Here is a 22,885-nt window from a genome sequence, read left to right on the forward strand (position 1 = left end):
GTTCGGGGAGAAGCTCCTGTGAGCACCCGGTCTTCGGTGACGGTCGTGCAGCCCGTGTCGATGTCCGCCGCGGAGGATTATCGTCGGCGCAATGCGCGGCGGCTCGCGCTGGTCGTGGCGGGTGTGCTCGTCCTTGCCTTTTCGGTGGCGCTCGATGTGTCGATCGGGCCGGGAAACCTGACGCTCGCCGATGTGCTGAACACGCTGATCGATCCGCAATCCGCGTCGCCGCAACTTTCCGTCATCGTCTGGAGCTTGCGTCTTCCGATCGCGCTGATGGCGCTCACGGTCGGTGCGATGCTGGGGTTGAGCGGGGCGGGCATGCAGACCATCCTCGCCAATCCGCTGGCCGATCCCTTCACGCTCGGCATCTCGGCGGCCGCCACCATCGGCGCTTCGGTCGCGATCGTCTTCGGCTGGAGCGTCCTGCCGGGCGCGGGGCCGTTCATCGTCACGGCGAATGCCTTCGTCTTCGCGCTGGGCGCTTCGCTCGTGCTGTTTTTCATGACCAGGCTGCGCGGGGTCAGCGCCGAGACCATGATCCTGGTCGGTATCGCGCTGCTCTTCACCTGCAACGCCATTACCGCGCTGCTGCAATATCACTCCAGCGAGGTGCAACTCACCCAGATCGTGTTCTGGACGCTGGGCAGCCTCGCCCGCGCGAGCTGGATCAAGGTCGCAATCGCCGCCGGGCTGGTCGGCCTCGCGCTGCCGTACTTCCTGATGCGCGGCTGGGCGCTGACGGCGCTGCGGCTCGGAGACGAGCGCGCCGAGAGCCTCGGGGTTCGGGTCGACCGGCTGAGGCTGGAGATCCTGGTCGCGACCTCGCTGCTTGCCGCCGTCTCGGTGTCCTTCGTCGGCAGCATCGGCTTCATCGGCTTGGTGGGGCCTCACATCGCGCGGCTTCTCGTGGGCGAGGACCAGCGCTTCTTCCTGCCGGTCGCGGCCATCACCAGCGCGACGCTGCTGTCGCTCGCCTCCAGCCTCTCGAAAGCGATCAATCCGGGCGTGATCTATCCGATCGGCATCATCACCGCGCTGATCGGCGTGCCGTTCTTCTTCAGCCTCGTCATGTCCATCCGCAGCCGGGCGGTCTGAACGATGGCGCTGTCGATCCGCGATCTCTCCTTCCGCTACGGCGCGACGCCGGTGCTGCAAGGGCTCTCGACGGGCGAGGTGCCGCGCGGCGCGCTCGCGGCGCTGGTGGGGCCGAACGGATCGGGCAAATCGACGCTGTTCCGATGCATTGCCGGATTGCTGAAGCCGCAGGCCGGCGACGTCAGGCTTGACGAAACGGATCTGGCGTCCCTGTCCGCGCGCGAGCGGGCGCGCAAGGTCTTCTACCTTTCGCAGGATACCGAGGCCCGCGTCGCCCTGTCGGTATTCGACATCATCCTGCTCGCCCGCAAGAGTCTGCATCAGGGCTTCGCGCTCGCGGCCTCGGGCGACGACATGCGCGCCGTCGAGGACGTCATCGCGGAACTCGGGCTCGCAGCCTTTGCGTCGCGCGATGTCGCCACCCTCTCGGGCGGCCAGCGCCAGCTCGCCGCGATCGGTCAGGCGCTGGTGCGGGAGCCGGACGTCCTGCTGCTCGACGAGCCGACCAGCGCGCTCGACGTCCGCCGGCAGCTCGACGTGATGACGGCCATCCGCGAGGCGACGCGGCGGCGGCGCATCGTCACGATCACGGCGATTCACGACCTGTCGCTGGCGGCACGCTTCGCCGATCGCATCCTCCTGATGAACGGCGGGCGCATCGCGCAGTCGGGGGCGCCCGCCGACGTGCTCGCCCATCCCGCCGTTTCGGAGACATACGCCGTCGGCGTGCATCTCGAGCGCTCGGCCCGCGGCACGCTTCTGGTAGAGCCTTACATTCGCAGCGATTGAGGCTGTCCGCTTCCCTGCGTTACGGCGGAGATCGGTCGCCCTGACCCAGCTCCGCCCAATATCCCGGCTGATAGGGGACAGGCAGGAAGCGCTCATGAAATGCGCGAAACCTCGCCTCCGCATCGAGGTCGGCGAAGAGTTCGGGATGGATCCAGCGCGCGATCTGCTGGATTGCCGCGAACTGATAGGGGCTGTTGTAGAACTGGTGCCAGATGCCGTAGAAGCGGCCGTTCCTGACGGCCTTCGAGCCTTGAAAGGCCGGGCGCCGCGACAGCAGCCGCAACTTGCGCCGCGCCTCCGCCGGATCGGCGCCGGGGCCGAGGCCCACCCAGCCGCCGCCCGGCGCCAGTGCACTCCAACTGCCGCCGGTGACGATCACGACGTCCGGGTCGTAAGCGATGATCGCTTCCGGGTTGAGCTTTCCGAAGGTGCCCGGCAGCAGCTCACTGCCGAGATTGCGGCCTCCCGCCATCTCGACCATGCGGCCGAAGTTCTCCGCGCCGAACGTCAGGCAGCAATCGTCCGAATAGCCGGGAATCCGGTCGATCATCACCAGCGGCCGGTCGCTGAGACCGGCTTCGGCGAGGCGGTCGGTCACGCGCGCGATTTCGGCGTTGCGCCAGGCGACGAGACGCTCGGCCGTCTCCGATTTCCCGAAAAGTTTCCCCAGCGCGCGGATCGAGGGGTCGGTGTTGACGAAGGGCCTGAAACGGAAATCGATGAAGACAACGGCGATGCCCACGGCGGCGAGCTTTTCGATCAGGCCGGTCTCGCTGGCGAATTGCTGCTGTTCGTCGTTCAGGATGAGGAGATCCGGCCGAAGCGCGATCACGGTTTCGGCGTCGAGGCCGCCTCCCTCGCCGATACCCCCGACGATCGGCAGCCCGGCGATGGCCGGATCATGCCGCAGATAGGCGTTGTAGACGTCCGGGTCGCTCTTGATCAGGTCGTCGCGCCAGCCGACGACGCGCCCGAACGGCGCTTCACGGTCAAGCGCGGCGATGAGATAGATCTGCCGCCCTTCACCCAGGCCGAGCCGGGCGTAGTCGCCAAGGCAGGCGTTCATGCCGCTGCCCGCGATCGCCATGCCGCCGTGGGGGCTTTCCACCCACCAGCGCGCATCCTGCGCCATGCCCACCTTCGACCAGAACCGCTCCGACATGTAGTCGACGAGGTTCATGCCGGTCGCGCCCTCCATCACCGCGCCGACCAGATAGGACTCGCCGGTGTTGTAGACCCATCTCCGGCCCGGCGGGGCGGCCGCCGGCAGATCCTGCATGAAGCCGGTAATGCCTCCCTTCTTCCATTCGGTCTGGATATGCAGCAGCCGGCGGCGCTCGGAGGCCGGATCGCCGTAATCTTCGTTCCAGCGCACGCCCGAGGTCATCCGCAACAACTGGCGCACCGTGACCTCGCGATAGCGGCCTCCCAGGTCGGCATATGCCGTCACCGGATCGTCGAGCGAGGCGATGGCGCCTTCCTTCACCGCGATCCCCACCATGGTCGAGGCGAAGGACTTGGCGAGCGAGCAGGAATGCCAGAGCGTCTCCGGCGTCAGGCCGTGCTGGTAGGTCTCGAACGCGACCTGACCGTCTTTGAGGACGATCAGACCTTCGACGCAATTGGTCGTGATGAAGTCGTAGAGATCGAAGACGCCGCCCCGGTCGCGGATCTCCAGCTTGGGGAGGCCGCCGGGGCGGGGAGTGAAGGCGCGCACCTGCGGGCCGCGCTTCAGCATGCGATGCGGGAACCAGTTCCGGTCGCGGGTCATGACGTCGAACATCTCGTCGGGCAGAAGCCGCCCTTCATAGAAGCGCATGAGTTGCGTCTTGCTTTCCGAAGTCATGGCCATGTTTTATGCATCGTTCCTTCGGATGATGTTCAGGCCGTTCACTTGCACCGTCCGGCCGGGGTTAGTCGATTTCAATAATGTTCCGGCTGGTGCGAAAAACCAAAACTCATGGGACACGGTCGAAAATTTATGCTGAAAAGGCGGCATGCGTAAGGATTTTATCATCATCGGCGGTGGCGTCGCCGGCGCGGCGGCAGGCTACTTCCTTTCCTCGGCCGGTGACGTAGTGCTCCTGGAGCAGGAGGACCAGTTCGGCTTCCATAGCTCGGGCCGCACCGCGGGGCAGTATACGGTAGGGATTTCGGCGGATCAGATGCGGGCGCTGGCGGCGGCGAGCCGGGCCTTCCTCCGCTTCCCGCCCGAAGGATTCTGCGAGTCGCCCCTGTTCGAACCGCGCGGCAGCCTGACGGTCGCCCGCAACGACCAGCGCCCGCTGCTGGAGCGGCTGCACTCCCGCATCGTCGGGGCGGGGGGCAGCGCCGCGTCATTGGACCGCAAGGCCGCGCATGCGCTCTTCCCGGCCTTGCGCCCCGAGATGTTCGATATCGGCGTGCATGAATCGGACGCGGCCGACATCGACGTGCACGCGCTTCTCCACTCCTACCTGCGCGGCGCGCGGAGGAACGGCGCTGAAACGGTGCGCGACGCCCGCGTGACCGCTATCCGGCGTGAAGGCGGACTTTGGTATGTGACCGCCGGCGCCGGCATTTATGTGGCCCCGGCCGTGATCAACGCCGCCGGCGGCTGGTCGGACCTCATCGCCGCCATGGCCGGGGTTCCGCCAGTGGGGCTGATACCTTACAAGCGCACCGCCTTCACCTTCGCGCTGCCGCCCGGAGGCGTGGGCCCGGACTGGCCGCATGTCTGCAACGCCGATTACAGGTGGTATGTGAAGCCGGAGCGGGGCCGCTTCGTGGGCTCGCCCGCCGATGCGATGCCGGTCGACCCGGCCGATGTCCATCCCGACGATCTCGATGTCGCTCGGGGCATCTTCAACATCGAGCAGGATACCTTGCTGCGGATCGGACGGCCTCTCGCCGCCTGGGCGGGCATGCGCAGCTACGTGCGCGATCGCGAACCGGTCTGCGGCGCCCCGGCGGGCGCGCCCGGATTCATCTGGATGGCGGGGCAGGGCGGATGCGGCGTGCTGACTTCGCCCGCCATGGGACGGGCGGCGGCGGCTCTCGCGCAGGGGCTTCCCTTGCCGGAAGATCTGCGCGCGGCCGGCGTCGTTCCCGAGAAGATCTCCCCGGAGCGCGCAAGTCTCATGGGTGGCTGATCTCATGGGTGGCTGATCTCATGGGTGGCTGATCTTATGGGCGGCTGAACGACCCGCCGTCTCCACAACATGCGAGTGCCCGACAAGGCGCAAAGCTGCCCGCTCTCTTGGCTGTGGCCGCTTATCGTGTCAAAATACCCAATCACGTGAATGTAACAATTCTAAATTTAGAATATAACAACTCTAAAAATATGAATAACGACTTGCGATATCTTGAAACCATGCGGTTGGCGCCCGGCCTGTGCCGTGCGCGCGTGCCTCGTGTCATACCGGGAGAACCGCCATGCAGCGCCGCCTGCCGTCGCTGAACGCTCTTCGCTGTTTCGAAGTCGTTGCGGCTTACGGTAGCGTCAAGGGGGCCGCATCGGTGTTGAATATCAGCGAAAGCGCGATCAGCAGGCAGGTGCGCATTCTCGAGGGGCAACTGGGGCTGGCGCTGTTCGCCCGCACTCACCGGGGGCTGGAGATCACCGAGGAGGGCAAGCAGATCGCCGCCGTCGCCAAGACCGCGTTCGACCATATCGCGGAGGCGATCGATCCCCTGAGGGGTGACAATGACGTGGTGACGCTGCGGGTGATCCCGACCTTCGCCCTGCGTTGGCTGCTTCCGCGCCTGCGACGCTTTCACGAGGCCAATCCGACGATCAGGATCATCGTGCAGACGCGGCTGAACGACCTGATGCAGGCAGACACGGGCGCCGACCTCGGCATCCGCTACGGGCTTGGCGACTTTTCCCACGATCATGCGATCGCGCTTTATCAGGAATGGATCGTCCCGGTTTGCGCGCCCGGCCACATGCGGGCCGACGACCCCGAGGCCGGGCTGAAGCGCGCCACGCTCCTGCATCCGTTGCCCGATCGTCAGGATTGGGTGACATGGGCGGAAAAAACGGGTGTCGACCTTCGCGCGCGCGAGGGGCTGGATTTCGACGCGCTCGACATGGCGCTCAATGCCGCCGCCGCCGGGTTGGGCGTCGCCATTGCCGATGTCGTTCTGGCGGAGCAGGCCATCCGCGACGGACATCTGATCATCCCGATTCGCCGGGCCGTGCCCACCGGTGTTTCCTATTTTCTCGTTCGCAGGCCCGTGCTGAAGCGCCGGCGGCAGGTGCGCATCGTCGAGGAGTGGCTGATGGACGAGATCGGTCAGGCGAGATCCGTCGTCGCCGGCTTCGCCAACGAGAAACGGCCGGAGCTGCGCAGCGCGACAACACCCGCCGCGCTCGGCATCGGATTATGATCCACCATTCCGCCCGAAGCGATGCCGGCGTTCGCACGAGAATGGCAGCAATTTCGGCAGCATCCGTTCCATATAGAGCGAACGGGCGTTTGTCCGCTTCAGCATCGATTTCCATCATCGCGGCCGGTCGGAGCGCTTTCCGGGTCAATGGAATCTCTTAATCGACAAGCGTTCGCGCAAGATCAAAAACATGAATGCTTTTTGCGTTTCAGCGAAATGCGGAAAGTCTCCGGAGGTTGTCGCGGCTGACCGACGCGAACGGCAGCTTCAGAGTGTCCGACAGTCTGTTGCGGCATGGCAACATAAACGACAGATCGCGACCTGAAAGCTTATGGATGGCGCAGAAAGTACAAGCGCGCGGGTAAACTGCTAAAAGCGGATAGTCGATCGGAAACAGGATGTTCCGATGCAGTTTTTATCAATTTGAAGAATATTTTTTGGAGTACATCTAAACAGATGGGGATATTCCCTTCACCGATCTGCTGATCGATACGGGCACGGGCCCCTTCGGGGGCGGCGGAGATATTTCCTATCCTCTCGATATCGCGGCGGCGCTCAGTGATACCGGCGGCTCGGAAACCCTGTCGGATATCATGATCGACATGTCGGGCGTGCCGGAGGGCACCACGTTCAGCGCCGGCACGTTGGTCGACTGCCACTGGATCGTTTCCGCCGACGCGGCGCGGGACCTGAGCATGACGGTGCCGGCCGGCGCGCCGGCGTTCACGCTGACCGTCAGCGCGACCTCGGCGGAGGCGTCCGGCGGCGATTCGCGCACCACGCCTGTTTCGCTCGAGGTGGACGCGGCGAGACAGGCGCCGATCACGGTATCGGCCGGTGGGGAGGTTGCGACGGGCGACGATATTCCGGCGGCGGAAGTTGGAGGCGAAACGGGCGGCGGGTCGAATCCCGAAGAGCAGGAGCCAGCGGCGTGGAATCCGGCCGACTCCGGCAAGACGGATCAGGGCGAGGCTTCGACCGTCGATCCCGTGCAGCTCTATCAGGAATTCGTCGCCGGTTTTCAGGGGCCGGAGGCCGATGCCGACGATTATCTGACGCTGGTTCAGACGCAGGTGGATGACGCAGCGCCGGCGGCGTTGCCGGGCGACGCTGCGGCGCAGGAGATCGGGAGCCCGGTCGATACCGATTACACCCAGTTTGCGGCGGGCTCCGCGGCGGTGTTGCCCGATCAGGTCGAGGTGGCGGCAGGAGAGCCCCTCGCTGATGATCTGCCCGCTTTCGAGCCGTTGCAGGAGGATGCGCCGGTCTCCATCGACCTGCCCGATCTGCCGCTCACGCTGGGCGAGGACGACCAGAATGCTTGAGGTGATCCATGGCCGCCTCGCCCCGCCTCGACCGTTGCACAGGCGGCAGCCTGGCGATGCGGGGCGTCGTTGACGCGGGAAGATCGCGGCGGGTCTGGCGAGGCCCTGAAATTGGCGGGCCATTTGTCCCGGTGCCTGGCTACCCGCGGAACCGTTCGGGCTTGCGGCGTCTCACACCCGTTCCAGTGCGACGGCGATGCCTTGCCCGACGCCGACGCACATGGTGGACAGCGAACGCCGGCCGCCGGTGAGCGACAGTTGCAGCGCCGCCGTGCCGGCGATGCGCGCGCCCGACATGCCGAGCGGATGACCGAGCGCGATCGCCCCGCCGTTCGGGTTCACGCGCGGATCGTCGTCCGCGATGCCGAGGTCGCGCAGGGTGGCGAGGCCCTGGCTCGCGAAAGCCTCGTTCAGTTCGATCACGTCGAAATCGTCCATGCCGAGACCGAGACGCGCGATGAGCTTCCTCGACGCCGGCACCGGGCCGATGCCCATGATGCGCGGCGGCACGCCCGCCGTGGCGCCGCCCAGCACGCGGGCCACGGGCGTGAGGCCGTGCTTCGCAGCCGCCGCCGCCGAGGCGATGATCAGCGCCGCCGCGCCGTCGTTGACGCCGGAGGCGTTGCCCGCCGTCACCGAGCCGCCCTTGCGGAACGGCGTCGGCAGCTTCGCCAGCGCCTCCGGCGTGGTGGCGCGCGGATGCTCGTCCCGCGACACCACGACCGGGTCGCCCTTGCGTTGCGGGATGATCACCGGCGCGATCTCCCGCGCCAGCCGGCCGTTCTCCTGCGCCGCTGCCGCTTTCGCCTGCGAGCGCGCGGCGAACAGGTCCTGATCCTCGCGGCTCACCGAAAAATCCTCGGCCACGTTCTCGCCGGTCTCCGGCATGGATTCGATGCCGTATTGCGCTTTCATCAGCGGGTTGACGAAACGCCAGCCGATGGTGGTGTCGTGGATTTCCGCGTGCCGCGAGAAGGCGGCCTCCGCCTTGGGCAGCACGAAGGGCGCGCGCGACATGCTCTCCACGCCGCCGGCGATCAGCAACTCCGCCTCGCCCGCCTTGATGGCGCGGGCGGCGGCGATGACGGCATCCATGCCGGAGCCGCAGAGGCGGTTGATGGTGGCGCCGGGCACGCCGACCGGCAGGCCCGCCAGCAGCAGCGACATGCGGGCGACGTTGCGGTTGTCCTCGCCGGCCTGGTTGGCGCAGCCGAAGATGACGTCGTCGACGGCTTCCCAATCGAGCTTGGGGTTGCGCTCGATCAGCGCCTTGAGCGGCGCCGCGCCGAGATCGTCGGTCCGCACCGGCGCCAGCGCCCCGCCGAAACGGCCGATCGGCGTGCGGATGTAGTCACAGATAAAGGCTTCGGTCATCGTGTCAGGCCTCCTTCGGGGCCAGTGCCAGCACGCGCAAGGGGCTGCCGGAACCGCGCCGGATCTTCAGCGGAGCGGCGACGATCACGCTGCCGCGTGCGGGCAGGCGGTCGAGGTTGGTCAGGCATTGCAGGCCGTATCTGCCGTGGCCGTGCAGGAAGTGATGGGCGGGGTAGGGGGGATCGAGATGGCCGCCCTGGCCGGCGTCCGTGCCGATGGTTTCCGTGCCGAACCCGAGGATATCGCGCTCCGTGACCAGCCATCGGATGGCGGCGGCGCCGGGCCCCGGCGTATGCGCGCCGTCGTCGCCGAGGTTGGCGTAGGCGCGCCAGTCCTTCTTCGACCAGTCCGTGCGCATCAGCGCCCAGGAGCCCGCCGGGATGCGCCCGTGCGATGCCTCCCATGCTTCGAGGAAGGGAACGGTGAGCAGAAAATCGGCATCGGCGGCCGCCTCGCGCGTGCAGTCGATGACGACGGCCGGTGCGATCATATGGCGCGTCGGCAACGTATCGACGCTGTTGTCCGGCAGGTCCCGGCCCGTATACCAATGGACCGGCGCATCGAAATGGGTGCCGGTATGCTCGCCGAAACTCAGGTTGTTCCAGTACCAGGCGGGGCCGGCGGCGTCGTAACGGGAAATTTCCTCGATGCGGACGGGGGCCGACTGGCCGATCTCCGGCGGCATGACGATGACGGGAAAGTCGGGCGACAGGGTGAAGGTCAGGTCGACGACGTCGATGTCGCCGGAGGCGATCGCCGCGGCGAAGTCCGACAGGTCATGGATTGGCATGCGTTTCCTCCGGCATTTCCGGTTTCAGCCCGCGAGTTCCCGCTCCAGCGCCTTGGGATCGGCGAGGAAGCGTGCGTGGATGTCCTGCGCGACATCGCCGACGAAGACATCCTCCAGCCCGCGTTGCAGCGCATCTGTGATGGAGCGGGCCAGCGCGGCGGGGGATACCTTGGGTTGCGGCTCGGTCTGAAACCATTCGGTGTCGAGCGGGCCGGTGAACGCGTTCACGACCTTGAGGCCGCCCGGCCGGAAGGCGGCGCGCAGCGACTGGGCCAGCGACAGGCCGGCGGCCTGCGACGCCGAGAACGCGCCCCAGGCGGGGAGGTTCGCCAGCGCATGGACGGACAGGATGTTCACCCAGGCGGCGGCGCCCGTGACCCCGTCGGCGCCGCGGGCGCGCATGACGGGGCCGAAGGCCTGCGCAAGCCGCGCCAGTCCGAAGTAGTTGGTTTCAAGCTCCTCGCGCGCGACGCCCAGGCCGTTGCATTCGAGCACGCCGCCGGGGCGGATGTGGGCGGCCGTGTTGACGAGGATGTCGACCTTGGCGCCGATGTCGGCGGCAAGGTCGCGCACCGACTGGTCGTCACGCACGTCGAGCGGCACGAGGCTCACGCCCTCCAGCGCGTTGAGCTCCGCCTCGGCCGGGAACGGTTTCCACCGTTCCGACACGCCCGCGAACACCGTGCCGGCGCCCGCCGCCTTGAGGGCCTTGACGAGGGCAAGCCCGACGGGGCCGCGCACGTCCGTCACCAGCACGCGGCGGAATTTGGGATCGGCGGTCAGTTCGCGCCATTGCCTGTCGTCGGCCATGTTCGGCGTCCTCGTCGCGGGATGGGCGAAGGCGACCGCCTGCCCGCTGCGGTCGAGTTGCAGCGACAGCGTCACGCGCTCCCCGAGCGTGCAGTCGCCGTGCAGATGCGCGATCACCGCCGGCCCGCAGTCGAGCGTGACGATGCCGATGCGCCACGGCGCGCGTTCGCGGAAATAGACCTCGCTCGGCACCCTGACGGTGGTCTCGCTCGCCAGAACGCCTCCCGAAGGGGCGTCCGCGAGCTTCACGTCGAAGGACAGGCATGCCGGGCACGCCTCCCGCGGGGGATAGTGGAAGGCGCCGCATGCCTCGCATCGCGGCAGCATGAAGCGTCCTTCCGCCGCCGGGCGGATCAGGCCGTGCGCCTCGCGGCTGCGCCCGGCCGGGGGAAGGGTGGGCCGGCGCGTGCGCCCGAGCGGATCTTTCCGGCGCGGCGGCGTAAGGGGATCGGTCATGCGTTCTCTCCGCCCGGGTTCTCTCCGCCCGGGTTTTCTCCGCCGAGGATGACCGCGCCGGAGGAGAGGCCGCGATCATAGTTGATCATGCCGAATCCCGACGCGAGACCGACGCGCGCGCCCGCGACCTGGGTGGGGCCGGCGGCGCCGAGGACCTGGCGCGCCGCCTCGACGATGCCGAGATGCCCGCCCGCCGCGCCCGCCTGGCCGATGGAAAGCTGCCCGCCGCCGGTGTTGTGCGGAAAGCTGCCGTCGATGGTGAAGCCGTGCCGGCGCACGAAGTCGGGCCCTTCGCCCTTCCCGCAGAAGCCGAGATCCTCGAACTGCATCATGACGATGACCGGATAATCGTCATAGGTCTCCACGACGTCGAGACCATCCGGGCCGACACCGGCCATGGCATAGAGTTCGTCGATATCCCGCGCCCAGCCGCCGCGCACCTGCACGGCATCGTCCGCGAAGGCGTTGTGGCGCTCGATGGTGGCGAGAATGCGCGCGCCCGCAAGGCCGAGCGCCGCCGCCGTCTCCCGCCGCATCACCAGGAAGGCTTCCGCGCCCGCGCAGGGCATGACGCAGTCGAACAGGTGGATGGGGTCGCTGATGGGGCGCGCGTTCATGTAGTCGTCGAGGGAGAGCGGCGTCTTCATCAGCGCGTTGGGATTGCGCAAGGCATTGTTGCGCTGGGCGACGGCGATCTTGCCGAAATCCTCGCGCGTCGCGCCGAACTTGTCCATGTAGTGGCGGGCGATCAGGGCGAAGCTCGCGTTCGCGCCGCCGGAGCCGTAGGGATAGACGGCATCCTGCGCGAAGCGCGAAAAATTCGCGAGCGTGCGCCGGAAACTGTCGGGGTGGTTGGTGTCGGCGCCGACGCAGGCGACGATGTCGGCATCCCGCGCCTGCACGGCGCGCGCCGCGCGCCGCAACGAGATGATGCCGCTGACGCCGCCCATCGCCACATGATCGAGCCAGCGCACGCAGAGGCCGAAGTGCTGGGTGATGCCGATCGCCGTATCCGGCCCCACGGAGAAGCTCGCGAGGCACAGGCCGTCGATGGCGGAGGGCGCGATGCCGGCCTCCCGCGTGAGCGCCTGGAGGGCGCGGCCGATCCACCAATGGGCGCTTTCGATGGAATAGCGCACATAGGGAACGGTGACGGGGGCGACCAGCACCACGTCCTCGTAGGACGCGCGGGTCGCCTTCGGTTCCGGGCGTGTCACGGACATTCCCTTCAAACGACCGTCAGGGCGACGTCGACATTGCCCCGCGTCGCGTTCGAATAGGGGCAGCGTTCATGCGCCGCCGCGACGATCTCCCGCGCGAGGTCGCCTTCCACGCCCGGCAGCGACGCCTGAAGCTCGACCTGAAGCGCGTAGCCGGCCGCCACCGGTCCGATGCCGACCACGGCCGTGATCGCGGCATCGTCGCCGAGCGGGATTTTCCGCGTGCGCGCGACGAGCTTCACCGCGCCGAGGAAGCAGGCGGCATAGCCGGCCGCGAAAAGCTGTTCGGGATTGGTGCCCGGGCCGTCGTCGCCGCCAAGCCCCGCGGGAACCGAAAGCCGCACGGACAGCCGTCCGTCGGAACTTGCCGCCTCGCCCTGCCGGCCGCCGGTGGCGGTCGCCTGCGCCGTGTACAGAATCTTGTCCGGTTTCATGACGGTTGCTCCAGTGCCGATTGTTCCTGTTGCGATATCAGACGGGTCGCGGACCGGCGCGCCCGTGCGCGACGAGAGCGCGGAAATCCGCCTTCGCCCGTTCCGGCGTCCGCGCAAAACCCGGTCCCCGGCTGGGCTCGATGCCGTTCAGCCGGTGTAGCTGCACCCACATCTCGGCGCTCTTCAGCGCGACCGCCGCGCTGTTGAGCACCGGAGCGCGTCCCACCGTGAAGCCGTGCTCGCGGCTGATCAGCAGGCCGGGCAATATGCCGGCCGGGATGACCACATCCGCGCCCGCGTCGACCAGCGGACGGGCGCAGGCGACGAACGCCTCGCGCATGCGGGCATAGGCCGTTTCGTCGCCGGCCAGGGCGTCGCTGAAATCGCCGGGCATGCAGTCGAGCCCGCGCACGCCGGCAATCCGCCCCTCCAGTCCGTACAGCGCGGCCTGCTCCAGATGCCAGGTCTCGAAAACGCCGTCGAGCGTGACGAGGCCGAGCCGGCGGCCGAGCTGCGCGCCGGCGTGCAGGGAAGCCTCGCCCGCGCCGACCACCGGGATGCGCAGCGAGGCGCGCAACTCGTAAAGGCCCGGGTCCTGGAAATGGCCGATGACGACGGCGTCGTAACCCGCTTCTTCCGCCGCAAGCCCGTTGTCGATGGCCAGAATCGCGCAACGCAACTCGCTGAGGCGGCCGAAATCGCGATCCGGCGGCGATATCCCCGCCACGTCCACCACCGCCCCGGGGGCGGCGATGCCGTTCAGATACTCCTGCAGGCGCGCCATATAGGGCGCGCTCGCGGACGCATCCACAAAGCTCTGCCAGAAAATGCGCATGTCCCCTCCGCCCGTTCTTGCCGGCTTTTTACCGGATTCATCATGTCCGGTCGTTCGTTGCCGGAGGTGTTTCTAGCGGTTGAAAATTTAAAGCATAAACTAATTAGGCCGTCAACCGAGGCCGACGGATGCCGCAAAGAACCATGCAACCGCATGCGACAGGTGGGCGATGTCCGGGCCGGGCGGTCCGCTCGGAACGAGGCGGACGCGGATTAAATTTTTGGCAAAAAAGGGAATCTTTGATTACTCGATAGCCTGTGTGCGGAAAGAATCTCCCGCCCTGAAATATGCCGTTGACTTGCGTCATGAAGTTCTTCTAAGCTTAAAATAATAAACGCGAACCAATCGCAAAAAGGGGAATTGGAAGAGCCGTACTGCGTCCCTCGCCGGACGGCGGGCGGCATCGTCCAGTGGGAGCGCTTCCCATGTCTGTTTGAACTACGTCTGCTTGAAGCAGTTGACGCAAAAGTCAGCACCGTCACCCGTTTCCAGGGGTGGTCGCGGCGCCCGTTGCCGGCAGTCTGCCGGCCCGGCTCCTGTCGTGACGGCGGTCCGGCCGCGTTGCCGGCCGTCTGGAGCGTTTTCAAGCAAAGCGGATACCGTTTTGCATGAAGAAAACGCATCAATTCAATAAGATAGAGCATTTCTACGTTTCAACGAAACGCTGAAACGCTCCAGAACTACAAGACCAGGACAATAGAGGGGGAGTATAATGAACAAGTGGCTATCCATCGCGCCGCTTCTCGCCGGCATCCTGTCCGCGCAGGCGGCGCTGGCCGACATCAAGGTCGGGTTCGTGACCGCGCTCAGCGGCAACGGTTCCTCGATCGGCATTCCGTATGCCAAGGGCATCGCCGCCGGCCATGAATACCGCGGCACGGTCGACGGCGAGAAGATCACGCTCATCCAGCTCGACGACGGTTCCGATCCCTCCGCCGCCACGCGCGCGGCGCGCAAGCTCATCGAGGAAGAAAAGGTCGATATCCTCATCGGCACCGCGACCGCTCCCGCGACCATCGCCATCGCCTCCGTGGCGGGCGAGCTGAAGGTGCCTTACATCGCGATCTCGCCGATCAACCTCAACGAGAGGGAGGGCGCGGAAAAGTGGACGGTGGCCGTTCCGCAGCCGCCGGCGCTGATGGTCAAGGTCGTGACCGACCGCATGCACCGCGACGGCGTCAAGAGCGCGGGCTACATCGGCTTTTCCGATGCATGGGGCGATTTCGTCTATGCGGGCGCGAAGGCCGCCGAGGCGGCCGGCCAGTTCAAGGTGATCTCGAACGAGCGCTATTCGCGCACGGATACTTCCGTGACGGGCCAGATCCTGAAGATATTGGCCGGCCGTCCCGATTCCGTGCTGGTGGGCGGTTCGGGAACGCAGGGGGCGCTGCCGCTGCTCACCCTGGCCGATCGCAATTTCAAGGGGCGGATCTACGGCACTCCCGCGCTCGTCAACGCGGATTTCATCCGTGTCGCCGGCAAGTCGGCCGAGGGCATTCTGGTGTCGGCGGGGCCGGTGATCGTGGCGGAGCAATTGCCTGACGATCACTTCGCCAGGAAGATCTCGCTGGATTTCCGCGCCGCCTACGAAAAAGTCAACAAGAGCGAGACCAGGGACGGCTTCTCGGCCTATTCCTTCGACGCCTGGCTGATCTTTACGGAAGCCGCCGCGCGCGCGAAGGCGAAGGCGACGCCGGGTACGCAGGAGTTCCGTCAGGCGCTCAAGGACGAGATCTTCTCGACCAGGGAACTCGCCGGCGTTCACGCCATCTACAACTACACGCCCGTCTCCAACTATGGCGTCGACGAGCGCGGCCTCGTGCTGGTGCGCCTCGTGGACGGCGCCTGGAAATACGAGCCCTGAGCCGCGCAACAACGACAGGAAGGCGTGACGCAGAATGACGCTTGAAATCGCCGCGATCCTTGGAATAGACGGCATCGCCAACGGCGCCATATATATTCTGGTCGCCATCGGCCTCGTACTCATCTTCACGGTGACGCGAGTCATCTTCGTGCCGTTCGGCGATATCGCCGCCTTCACCGCCCTGACGCTGGCGGCGCTGGAGAACCGGCAGGTTCCGGGCACCATCAGCCTCGTCATCGCGCTGGCGGTCGTCGCCACCCTGATAGAGGTCGTGTCGCTTGCGCGGGCAGGGGGGCTCCACGCCGTTCCCCGCGCCGTCCTCTTCTATCTCGGCCTGCCCCTGCTGGTGGTCGGGCTGGTGCGCTTCGGCATCGGCTTCGAACTGCCGATGGCGGCGCGGATCGCGCTCGCCATCCTGCTCGTGCTGCCGGTCGCGCCGCTGCTGGACCGCATCATCTTCCGCCCCATCGCCGATGCGTCGGTGCTGCTCCTGCTCATCGTCTCGGTGTCGCTGCACTTCGCGCTGTCGGGGCTCGGCCTGCTGTTCTTCGGGCCGGAGGGCGTGCGCACCCAGCCGCTGACGGAGACCGCGCTCGACGTCGCCGGCATCCTGATCTCCGGCCAGACGATCCTGATCGTCGCCACCTCGGTGATCTTCAGCCTCGGCCTTTACCTGTTCTTCGACTACACGCTGACCGGCAAGGCCCTGCACGCCACCGCCGTCAACCGCGTAGGCGCGCGGCTGATGGGCATCCGGCCGGCCCGTTCGGGCGCCATCGCCTACATCCTCGGCTCGCTGATGGCGGGCACGTCCGGGGTGCTGATCGCCCCCGTCAACACGATCTTCTACGATTCCGGCTTCCTGCTCGGCCTCAAGGCCTTCGTCGGCGCCATCATCGGGGGACTCGTCGGATATCCCTCGACGGCGCTCGGCGCGCTGTTCGTCGGCCTGCTGGAGAGCTTCGCCTCCTTCCAGAGCAGCGCGTTCAAGGAAGTGATCGTGTTCTCGCTGCTGATCCCGATCCTCGTCTGGCGTTCCCTCGCCTCCATCCATTCAGAAGAAGACATCGAAGAATGAGCCCTAACCATATCCGTGCGGCGGGCGTGGCGGCGGCCCTTCTGCTTCTGGCGGCACCCTACGCGCTCAACGCCTTCAGCATCACGCTGATGAACTACATCGGCGTCTACGCTCTCGTCGCCATCGGCCTCGCCCTGCTGACGGGCGTCAGCGGCATCGTCTCCTTCGGCCAGGCGGCGGCAGTCGGCATCGCCGCCTACGCGACCGCGTGGGCAACGGCGGTCAACGGCTATTCGCCCTGGATCGGCCTGCTGCTCGCCGTCGCGCTCACCTGTAGCGTCGCGGCGTTCCTCGGGCTGGTGACGCTGAAGTTGCAGGGGCATTTCCTGTCGCTGAGCACGCTCGCCTGGGGGCTCGCCATCGCCTTTCTGTTCGGCAACATCGACGGGCTCGGCCACTTCAACGGCATCGCCAACATCCCGCCCATCGCCATCGGCCCGCTCGAGCTGCTGTCCGGCACGCAGATCTATTACCTGATCTGGCTGATCGTCATCATCGCGCTCGTCCTCGCCTACAACCTGCTCGATTCCCGCATGGGGCGGGCGATGCGCACGCTGCGCGGCGGCAACCTGCTGGTGGAAAGCCTCGGCATCAACGCCTTCCACATCAAGCTCGCCGTGTTCGTCATCGCGGCCCTGCTCGCGGCGATCTCCGGCTGGCTCTACGCGCATCTCGGGCGCTTCGTGAGCCCGACGCCGTTCGAGGCCAAGATGGGCATCGAATATCTGATGATGGCGATGATCGGCGGCTCCGGCAGTCCCGTCGGCGCCGTCATCGGCGCGGCGCTCATCACGCTGCTCAAGGACTACGTGCAGGACATCCTGCCGCTCATCGCGGGCGGCGCGTCGGGACAGCTCGAAATCGTGGCTTTCTCCTTCCTGTTCATCCTGTTCCTCCAGAATGCGCGCAACGGCATCGTGCCCTTCATCGCGCGCTTTCTGCCGAAGCCCGTCGAGGCGCCGCCCGCTCCCGCGCCCGCTCTGCCGCGCCGGACGCAGCCCGTGCCCGGCACGCCGCTGCTCGAGGTCCGCGATGCCGAAAAGCGCTTTCAGGGTCTCGTCGCCGTCAACAAGGTAAATTTCGAGATCCGGTCGGGCGAGATCGTCGGTCTGATCGGCCCCAACGGCGCGGGCAAGAGCACGATGTTCAATCTGCTCACCGGCGCGCTGCGCGCGACGTCGGGCGATATCCGCTTCGCGGGGCTCGACATCACACGCAGCGCGCAGCGCCAGGTCTCGCGCGCCGGGATCGCGCGCACCTTCCAGCACGTGAAGCTGCGCCCGCGCATGAGCGTGCTGGACAACGTCGCGCTGGGCGCCTACCAGCGCACCGGCGCGAGCTTCCTGTCGTCGGCGCTGCGGCTCGACCGGGCCGAGGAGGCGAGCGCCCGCCATGAGGCATGGCGGCAGCTGGAGCGGGTGGGGCTTGCCGACAAGGCTTTCGAGCAGGCGGGCAATCTCGCGCTCGGCCAGCAGCGCGTGCTCGAGATCGCCCGCGCCCTTGCTTCCGATCCGGTGCTGCTGGTGCTCGACGAGCCCGCGGCCGGCTTGCGGCGCCAGGAGAAGATCGCCCTTGCCGACCTGCTCCGCTCGCTCAGGGCGCAGCATCTCACCATCCTGCTCGTCGAGCACGACATGGATCTGGTGATGAACCTCGTCGACCGCATCGTGGTGATGGATTTCGGCACCAAGATCTGCGAGGGCGCGCCGGCCGACGTGCGCAGCGATCCCCGCGTGCAGGAAGCCTACCTTGGAGGAGTGAGCTGATGCCGCTGCTTTCCGTCGAGAACGTCAGCGTCGGCTACGGCAACGTCGAAGCCGTGCGCGGCGTCAGCCTGTCGGTCGAGACCGGCCATGTCGCAACCGTCATCGGGCCCAACGGCGCGGGCAAGACGACGCTGCTGACCGCTATCATGGGGCTTTTGCCCTACAGGGGCCGCATCCTTTACGACGGCGTCGACCTGTCGAAGCTGGACGTCGAGGCCCGCGTCGAGCGCGGGCTGTGCCTGGTGCCGGAGAAGCGCGAGCTCTTTTCGGACATGTCGGTTGCCGACAACCTCATCCTGGGCGCCTACAGCCGCCGCGACCGCGACAATATCCCGCGCGATCTCGACGCCGTCTACGACCGTTTCCCGCGGCTGCGCGAGCGGCGCAGCCAGCGCGCGGGGACGCTGTCGGGCGGCGAACGGCAGATGCTGGCGCTCGGGCGCGCGCTGATGACGAAGCCGCGCCTGCTGATGCTCGACGAGCCGAGCCTCGGCCTCGCGCCGCTCATCGTGCGCGAGATTTTCCATGTCATAGGCTCGCTGCGCGATCTCGGCGTGTCGCTGCTGCTGGTGGAGCAGAACGCCCGCGCGGCGCTGGAGACGGCCGACTTCGGCTACGTGCTCGAAACCGGCGAGCTGGCGCGTTCGGGGTTGTCGAAGGATCTCATCCACGATCCCCGGCTGATAGCCACTTATCTCGGCGAACATTGAATGACGGCGGCCGGGCAGGAGTCCGGCCGCCGTCCGCTGCCTCCGTGACCCCGGTTTGCGGAACACAATCTTGAAAGGACAGAAAGAAGGAAGCTGAAATAAGAAATAACATGTAAGAATATTTACAAATGAAACTAAAAATGTATTAATATGAAACATTTTGGACTTGTTATCCAGAATAATTGGCGCTTTTTGCTTTTGAAATATTTTATATATAAAAAAATAAGTTGACTGTTCCCATAATTACGGTAATTTTCACCTAAGTTGGTTCGGTGAATACGCACCATGGCGGGCGACGACAGGCCCGCAGACGCCGCCGCGACGATAATTTCAAACACGAACACGCGGCCGGCCGAACGACGCAGCCAACGACAGAGGGATATACGGTCATGACAATAGACAGTGCCCATCGGGGGCCGGCCGCGGCCCCGGCCGTCGACGCGGAGGCCATTCTGGCCGAAATCCGCCAGCGCCGCCTGGAGTTCGAAGCCGTTCGCCATGTCCCGCAGGATATCGTGCGCAAGCTCCAGCAGCTCGGCTGCTACCGGGCCTTCGTGCCGCGCGTTTTCGGCGGGGACGAACGATCGCCGGCGGATTTCTGCCGCCTGCTGGAGCGCATCGCGACCGCCGACGCTTCCACGGCATGGGTGGCGAGCTTCGGCGTGTCGTCGGTTTACCTGGCGGGGCTGCCGCCGGAAAGCTTCGCCGAGATTTACGGCAACGATCCCGATACGGTATTCGCGGGCGCACTGTTCCCGCCCCGGCCCGCGCGGTCGAACGGCGACGTGCTGACGGTTTCCGGGCGGTGGAACTATTGCTCGGGCGTCATGGGCGCATCCATCGTCGGTGTCGGCGTCAAGGTCGAGGGCTGGGACGACGGCGGCCTGCCGCGCATGGCGGTGCTGCCGCGGGCGCGCGTCACCGTCGACCGGAACTGGGACACCATCGGTCTGCTCGCCACCGGCAGCCACGACGTGGTGCTGGAAAATGCTGAAATCTCGCGGGACTGGACCTTCGTGCGCGGCGGCAAGTCCAACCGGGAAGGGGCGATCTTCCGCTACCCGGCCATGGCGATCGCGGCGCAGGTGCTGGCTGTCGTCGGACTCGGCGCCGCGCGCGAGGCGCTCGACGCGCTGGCGGAACTGGCGCTCGGTGACGGCTCCATCACCGGCGCGCCGCTGCTCGCCAAACGAGCCTATGTCCAGGCGGAACTGGCGCGCGGCGAAGCGGCGCTGGCGGGGGCGCGCGGCTATTTCTACGACAGCATCGAAGATGCCTGGCGCACGCTGCTCGCCGGCGACGAGCTGGGCCGGCAGCAGCGCATTCGCCTGCGCCTCGCGGCGACGAACGCCGCCCACGCGGGCGCCGAGGTGACGCGCGCGGCCTATGTCGCCGGCGGCACGCGCTCCATCATCCGCAACCACCCGCTGGGGAGGGCGATGAACGACGCCGCCGCCGTCGCCCAGCATGCGTTCCTGGGGCTCGGCACCTGGGAAAGCGCGGGCGGGGCGTTGCTCGACCAGCCGGGCGCGCCCGGCTATCCGTGAAGAAGCAAGGGGAACCGTCATGACAACCGAAACAAAGCCGCTGCGTGTCCTGTTCTGTATCGCCGTGCAGCAGAACTTCTTCGATCTTCCTTCCGCCGAGATCGGCACCGTCTGGAAAGCCTTCGGCGTGATGCTGAACGACCTTCGGAACCTGCCCGGCGTGACCGTTCTCGGCACCATCGACGACGACCAGACGATGGTCGGCACCTCGCCCAACGGCTGGCCCTGGACCGCCTACATTCTGGCGGACGTGCCCGATCACACCACCGTGGTCGCGGCCTGCAACCTGTTCCGCACCACGCCGGTCGGCGAATACCGGCTGTGGAAGTTCTGCCGGGTCGAGGCCCGCATCGGGCGCGAGCTCGTCATTCCCAACCTGTGAGGCGGCACGCATGACCCAGATTGCAATCGTCACCGGGGCGACGGCCGGACTTGGGGAGATCATCGCCCGCACCCTGCACGGCGCGGGCTACCGCGTCGCCGTCACCGGCCGCAACCTTGCGCGCGCGCTGGAGATCGCCGCCGAGCTGGACAATACGGGCGAGACGGCCGTCGGCCTCGAACTGGAGATCGCGAGGCGCGATCACTTCGAGGCCGCGCTGGCCCGTCTCGCGGAGAAGTGGGGGCATGTCGACGTGCTCGTCAACAACGCTTCCGTGACGCGGGCGCAACCGGTGCTCGACATCACGACGGAAGAATTCAACGAGGTGATGTCGATCAACGCCGGCGGCACATTCACCGGCTCTCAGGTGTTCGGGCGCCATTTCAGGGAACGCGGCTACGGCCGCATCATCAATCTGGCGTCGCTCGCGGGCCAGAACGGCGGCACGGCGACCGGGGCCCACTACGCGGCCTCCAAGGGCGCGATCCTGACGCTGACGAAGGTGTTCGCGCGCGACCTCGCTCCGTTCGGCGTCACCGTGAACGCCATCGCGCCGGGACCGCTCGACTCGCCCATCGTCCACCGCACGATCCCGGCCGACCGCATGCCCGGCGTGCTGTCGACCATCCCGGTCGGCGCGCTCGGCTCGCAGGCGTTCGTGGCGCGGACCGTGCGGCATCTCGCATCGCCCGACGCGGGTTTCGTGACGGGCGCCACCTGGGACATCAACGGCGGGCTTTATCTGCGCTGAAGGGCCGGGCGGGTTTCACCCAAACCCGCCCCGTCGCGGCGCGTCTGCGGGAGTAGAATTCAATGGTCAGTTCGGATGAATTCCGTGAAGCCATGAGCCGGCTTGGCACCAGCGTCAATCTGGTGACCACGGACGGCCCCGCGGGTCGCCGCGGCCTGACGGTTTCGGCGGTGTGCTCGGTGACGGACTTGCCGCCGACCGTGCTCGTCTGCATCAACCGCGCCAACCGCTCGCATGACGTCGTGCGCGACAACGGTGTGCTGTGCGTCAATATCCTGGCGGGGAGGCACGAGGCGTTGTCGAAGGCGTTCGCCAGCAGCAGCACGTCGAGCGAGGAGAGGTTCGCGCGCGGGGAATGGGATACGCTGGTGACGGGAGCGCCGGCGCTCATCGACGCCCCGACGGCGCTCGATTGCGGAATTGCCGGCCGCCTCGAAGTCGGCACCCATACCATCTTCATCTGCGAGGTCGAACGGATCAGGATGCGGGAAGCGGAAAACCTCGTCTACTTCAACCGCGCCTTCCACCATCTGAATCCCGCCTGACCGGCCGCCGCGATCAGTCCGGCATGAATCCGCGCAGGTGATGCAGATTGGCGAAGACGTGTTGCAACGTGGCATTCGTGGTTTCGATGTCGGCGGGGCCGATCGACTTGAAGCCGGCGGCGAAGATGCGTTCCGCCTCGGCCCAGGCCAGGCGTCGCGCCCGCTCTCCCTTCTCCGTGATGCGCACTTCCGTGACGCGGCCATCCGAGGGGCTCTGATAGCGCTCCACGAGTCCCTCCGCCGTCATGCGCTGGATGATCTTGGTCGTGGTGTTGAGGCGGATCACGCAGAAATCCGCGATCTCGGAAATGCTGAGCGATCCGGAATTTCCGGACCCTTCGGCAGATTTGCCTTCATGCAGCGACATCAGCACACGCCATGCCGGCATGTCGAGGCCGATGGGCTTGAGCACGTCTTCCATGATCCGGGTGTAGACGGCCGACACACGAACGACCCAATAGAACGGCCAGGCGGCTTTTCGGAAGTCGTCGCGGGTCTCGTCGGGTAGCGGCAAGGCGTTGCTCATCGTTTGTCTCGATCCGTTGCGGGGCGAGGTTAGCACGTCCGGCCGGCGGATGGCGAAGGGTCGGTTGCAGGTTTTCCCTCATGCATGTTCGAGCGCTTGCCCTTCCCGCACCAGACGGCTGAGCAGGTCCGGGACGGCCCAGGAAAGCGGATCGGCGGCGGCGAGAGCCTCGATCCGCCGCAGGATTTCGGGCAGGCCCAGACGGCCGGCATGG

At 66.7% G+C, this 22,885-nt stretch carries 21 protein-coding genes; 13 read left to right on the forward strand and 8 right to left on the reverse strand.

The window, feature by feature from the left end:
* Nucleotides 1-60: 60 nt before the first annotated feature.
* Together ACOYJQ_RS17320 and ACOYJQ_RS17325 are read left to right on the forward strand one after the other, a co-directional pair.
* Nucleotides 61-1,098: a FecCD family ABC transporter permease gene (locus tag ACOYJQ_RS17320; RefSeq protein WP_433460284.1), complete on the forward strand. Its 1,038-nt coding sequence runs from the start codon at nucleotides 61-63 to the stop codon at nucleotides 1,096-1,098.
* 3 nt (nucleotides 1,099-1,101) lie between these two features.
* Complete coding sequence (locus ACOYJQ_RS17325) at nucleotides 1,102-1,887, forward strand: ABC transporter ATP-binding protein (RefSeq protein ID WP_433460248.1); 786 nt, start codon at nucleotides 1,102-1,104, stop codon at nucleotides 1,885-1,887.
* Nucleotides 1,888-1,906: 19 nt separating this feature from the next.
* Here ACOYJQ_RS17325 and ACOYJQ_RS17330 read toward each other — a convergent pair whose 3' ends face one another.
* On the reverse strand, nucleotides 1,907-3,739 hold the full coding sequence (locus ACOYJQ_RS17330) for a serine hydrolase (RefSeq protein ID WP_433460250.1): 1,833 nt from the start codon (nucleotides 3,737-3,739) through the stop codon (nucleotides 1,907-1,909).
* A 145-nt stretch (nucleotides 3,740-3,884) separates the two neighbouring features.
* Here ACOYJQ_RS17330 and ACOYJQ_RS17335 point away from each other — a divergent pair, with 145 nt between their 5' ends.
* The 3 genes from ACOYJQ_RS17335 (at nucleotide 3,885) to ACOYJQ_RS17345 (ending at nucleotide 7,583) form a co-directional block, all read left to right on the forward strand.
* The gene (locus ACOYJQ_RS17335; protein ID WP_433460251.1) at nucleotides 3,885-5,018 is read left to right on the forward strand and encodes an NAD(P)/FAD-dependent oxidoreductase; all 1,134 of its coding nucleotides are present in this window, start codon (nucleotides 3,885-3,887) and stop codon (nucleotides 5,016-5,018) included.
* A gap of 283 nt (nucleotides 5,019-5,301) precedes the next feature.
* Complete coding sequence (locus tag ACOYJQ_RS17340) at nucleotides 5,302-6,258, forward strand: LysR substrate-binding domain-containing protein (protein WP_433460252.1); 957 nt, start codon at nucleotides 5,302-5,304, stop codon at nucleotides 6,256-6,258.
* 593 nt (nucleotides 6,259-6,851) lie between these two features.
* Nucleotides 6,852-7,583: a hypothetical protein gene (locus tag ACOYJQ_RS17345; RefSeq protein ID WP_433460253.1), complete on the forward strand. Its 732-nt coding sequence runs from the start codon at nucleotides 6,852-6,854 to the stop codon at nucleotides 7,581-7,583.
* 171 nt (nucleotides 7,584-7,754) lie between these two features.
* On the opposite strand, the gene pcaF is transcribed toward ACOYJQ_RS17345, so the two are convergent.
* The 6 genes from pcaF to ACOYJQ_RS17375 are packed head-to-tail and all read right to left on the reverse strand — an operon-like array spanning nucleotide 7,755 to nucleotide 13,502.
* The gene (pcaF, locus tag ACOYJQ_RS17350; RefSeq protein WP_433460255.1) at nucleotides 7,755-8,957 is read right to left on the reverse strand and encodes a 3-oxoadipyl-CoA thiolase; all 1,203 of its coding nucleotides are present in this window, start codon (nucleotides 8,955-8,957) and stop codon (nucleotides 7,755-7,757) included.
* 4 nt (nucleotides 8,958-8,961) lie between these two features.
* Nucleotides 8,962-9,747, reverse strand: a complete 786-nt coding sequence (locus ACOYJQ_RS17355; RefSeq protein ID WP_433460256.1) for a cyclase family protein — start codon at nucleotides 9,745-9,747, stop codon at nucleotides 8,962-8,964.
* A 24-nt stretch (nucleotides 9,748-9,771) separates the two neighbouring features.
* A complete protein-coding gene (locus tag ACOYJQ_RS17360) occupies nucleotides 9,772-11,013 on the reverse strand; it encodes an SDR family NAD(P)-dependent oxidoreductase (protein WP_433460258.1) in 1,242 nt (413 codons plus the stop codon).
* Nucleotides 11,010-12,230 carry a thiolase family protein gene (locus ACOYJQ_RS17365; RefSeq protein ID WP_433460260.1) on the reverse strand — a complete coding sequence of 407 codons (1,221 nt, stop codon included), beginning with the start codon at nucleotides 12,228-12,230 and terminating at the stop codon, nucleotides 11,010-11,012. Before ACOYJQ_RS17365 ends, ACOYJQ_RS17360 begins: the two co-directional genes overlap by 4 nt.
* 11 nt (nucleotides 12,231-12,241) lie before the next feature.
* Nucleotides 12,242-12,667: an organic hydroperoxide resistance protein gene (locus ACOYJQ_RS17370; RefSeq protein WP_433460261.1), complete on the reverse strand. Its 426-nt coding sequence runs from the start codon at nucleotides 12,665-12,667 to the stop codon at nucleotides 12,242-12,244.
* A 37-nt stretch (nucleotides 12,668-12,704) separates the two neighbouring features.
* Complete coding sequence (locus ACOYJQ_RS17375) at nucleotides 12,705-13,502, reverse strand: aspartate/glutamate racemase family protein (protein WP_433460262.1); 798 nt, start codon at nucleotides 13,500-13,502, stop codon at nucleotides 12,705-12,707.
* 712 nt (nucleotides 13,503-14,214) lie between these two features.
* On the opposite strand from ACOYJQ_RS17375, the gene ACOYJQ_RS17380 reads away from it, so the two are divergent.
* The 8 genes from ACOYJQ_RS17380 (at nucleotide 14,215) to ACOYJQ_RS17415 (ending at nucleotide 22,145) form a co-directional block, all read left to right on the forward strand.
* Nucleotides 14,215-15,366 (forward strand): ABC transporter substrate-binding protein, encoded by a 1,152-nt coding sequence (locus ACOYJQ_RS17380; protein ID WP_433460263.1) that lies wholly within the window; start codon nucleotides 14,215-14,217, stop codon nucleotides 15,364-15,366.
* A gap of 34 nt (nucleotides 15,367-15,400) precedes the next feature.
* The gene (locus ACOYJQ_RS17385; RefSeq protein WP_433460265.1) at nucleotides 15,401-16,444 is read left to right on the forward strand and encodes a branched-chain amino acid ABC transporter permease; all 1,044 of its coding nucleotides are present in this window, start codon (nucleotides 15,401-15,403) and stop codon (nucleotides 16,442-16,444) included.
* Nucleotides 16,441-18,210, forward strand: a complete 1,770-nt coding sequence (locus tag ACOYJQ_RS17390) for a branched-chain amino acid ABC transporter ATP-binding protein/permease (protein ID WP_433460267.1) — start codon at nucleotides 16,441-16,443, stop codon at nucleotides 18,208-18,210. The genes ACOYJQ_RS17385 and ACOYJQ_RS17390 overlap by 4 nt, the downstream gene beginning before the upstream one ends.
* The gene (locus tag ACOYJQ_RS17395) at nucleotides 18,210-18,920 is read left to right on the forward strand and encodes an ABC transporter ATP-binding protein (protein ID WP_433460268.1); all 711 of its coding nucleotides are present in this window, start codon (nucleotides 18,210-18,212) and stop codon (nucleotides 18,918-18,920) included. Before ACOYJQ_RS17390 ends, ACOYJQ_RS17395 begins: the two co-directional genes overlap by 1 nt.
* Before the next feature lie 389 nt (nucleotides 18,921-19,309).
* Nucleotides 19,310-20,467, forward strand: a complete 1,158-nt coding sequence (locus ACOYJQ_RS17400) for an acyl-CoA dehydrogenase family protein (RefSeq protein ID WP_433460270.1) — start codon at nucleotides 19,310-19,312, stop codon at nucleotides 20,465-20,467.
* A gap of 19 nt (nucleotides 20,468-20,486) precedes the next feature.
* Complete coding sequence (locus ACOYJQ_RS17405) at nucleotides 20,487-20,849, forward strand: hypothetical protein (protein ID WP_433460272.1); 363 nt, start codon at nucleotides 20,487-20,489, stop codon at nucleotides 20,847-20,849.
* 10 nt (nucleotides 20,850-20,859) lie between these two features.
* On the forward strand, nucleotides 20,860-21,600 hold the full coding sequence (locus ACOYJQ_RS17410; RefSeq protein ID WP_433460274.1) for an SDR family NAD(P)-dependent oxidoreductase: 741 nt from the start codon (nucleotides 20,860-20,862) through the stop codon (nucleotides 21,598-21,600).
* A gap of 62 nt (nucleotides 21,601-21,662) precedes the next feature.
* Nucleotides 21,663-22,145, forward strand: coding sequence for a flavin reductase (locus ACOYJQ_RS17415; protein ID WP_433460276.1), 483 nt, complete (start codon nucleotides 21,663-21,665; stop codon nucleotides 22,143-22,145).
* A gap of 13 nt (nucleotides 22,146-22,158) precedes the next feature.
* On the opposite strand, the gene ACOYJQ_RS17420 is transcribed toward ACOYJQ_RS17415, so the two are convergent.
* Nucleotides 22,159-22,671 carry a MarR family winged helix-turn-helix transcriptional regulator gene (locus tag ACOYJQ_RS17420; protein ID WP_433460278.1) on the reverse strand — a complete coding sequence of 171 codons (513 nt, stop codon included), beginning with the start codon at nucleotides 22,669-22,671 and terminating at the stop codon, nucleotides 22,159-22,161.
* Nucleotides 22,672-22,885: the final 214 nt, after the last annotated feature.

It is taken from the genome of Pseudochelatococcus sp. (assembly GCF_050946405.1).
In the GTDB taxonomy this organism is placed as follows: domain Bacteria; phylum Pseudomonadota; class Alphaproteobacteria; order Rhizobiales; family Beijerinckiaceae; genus Pseudochelatococcus.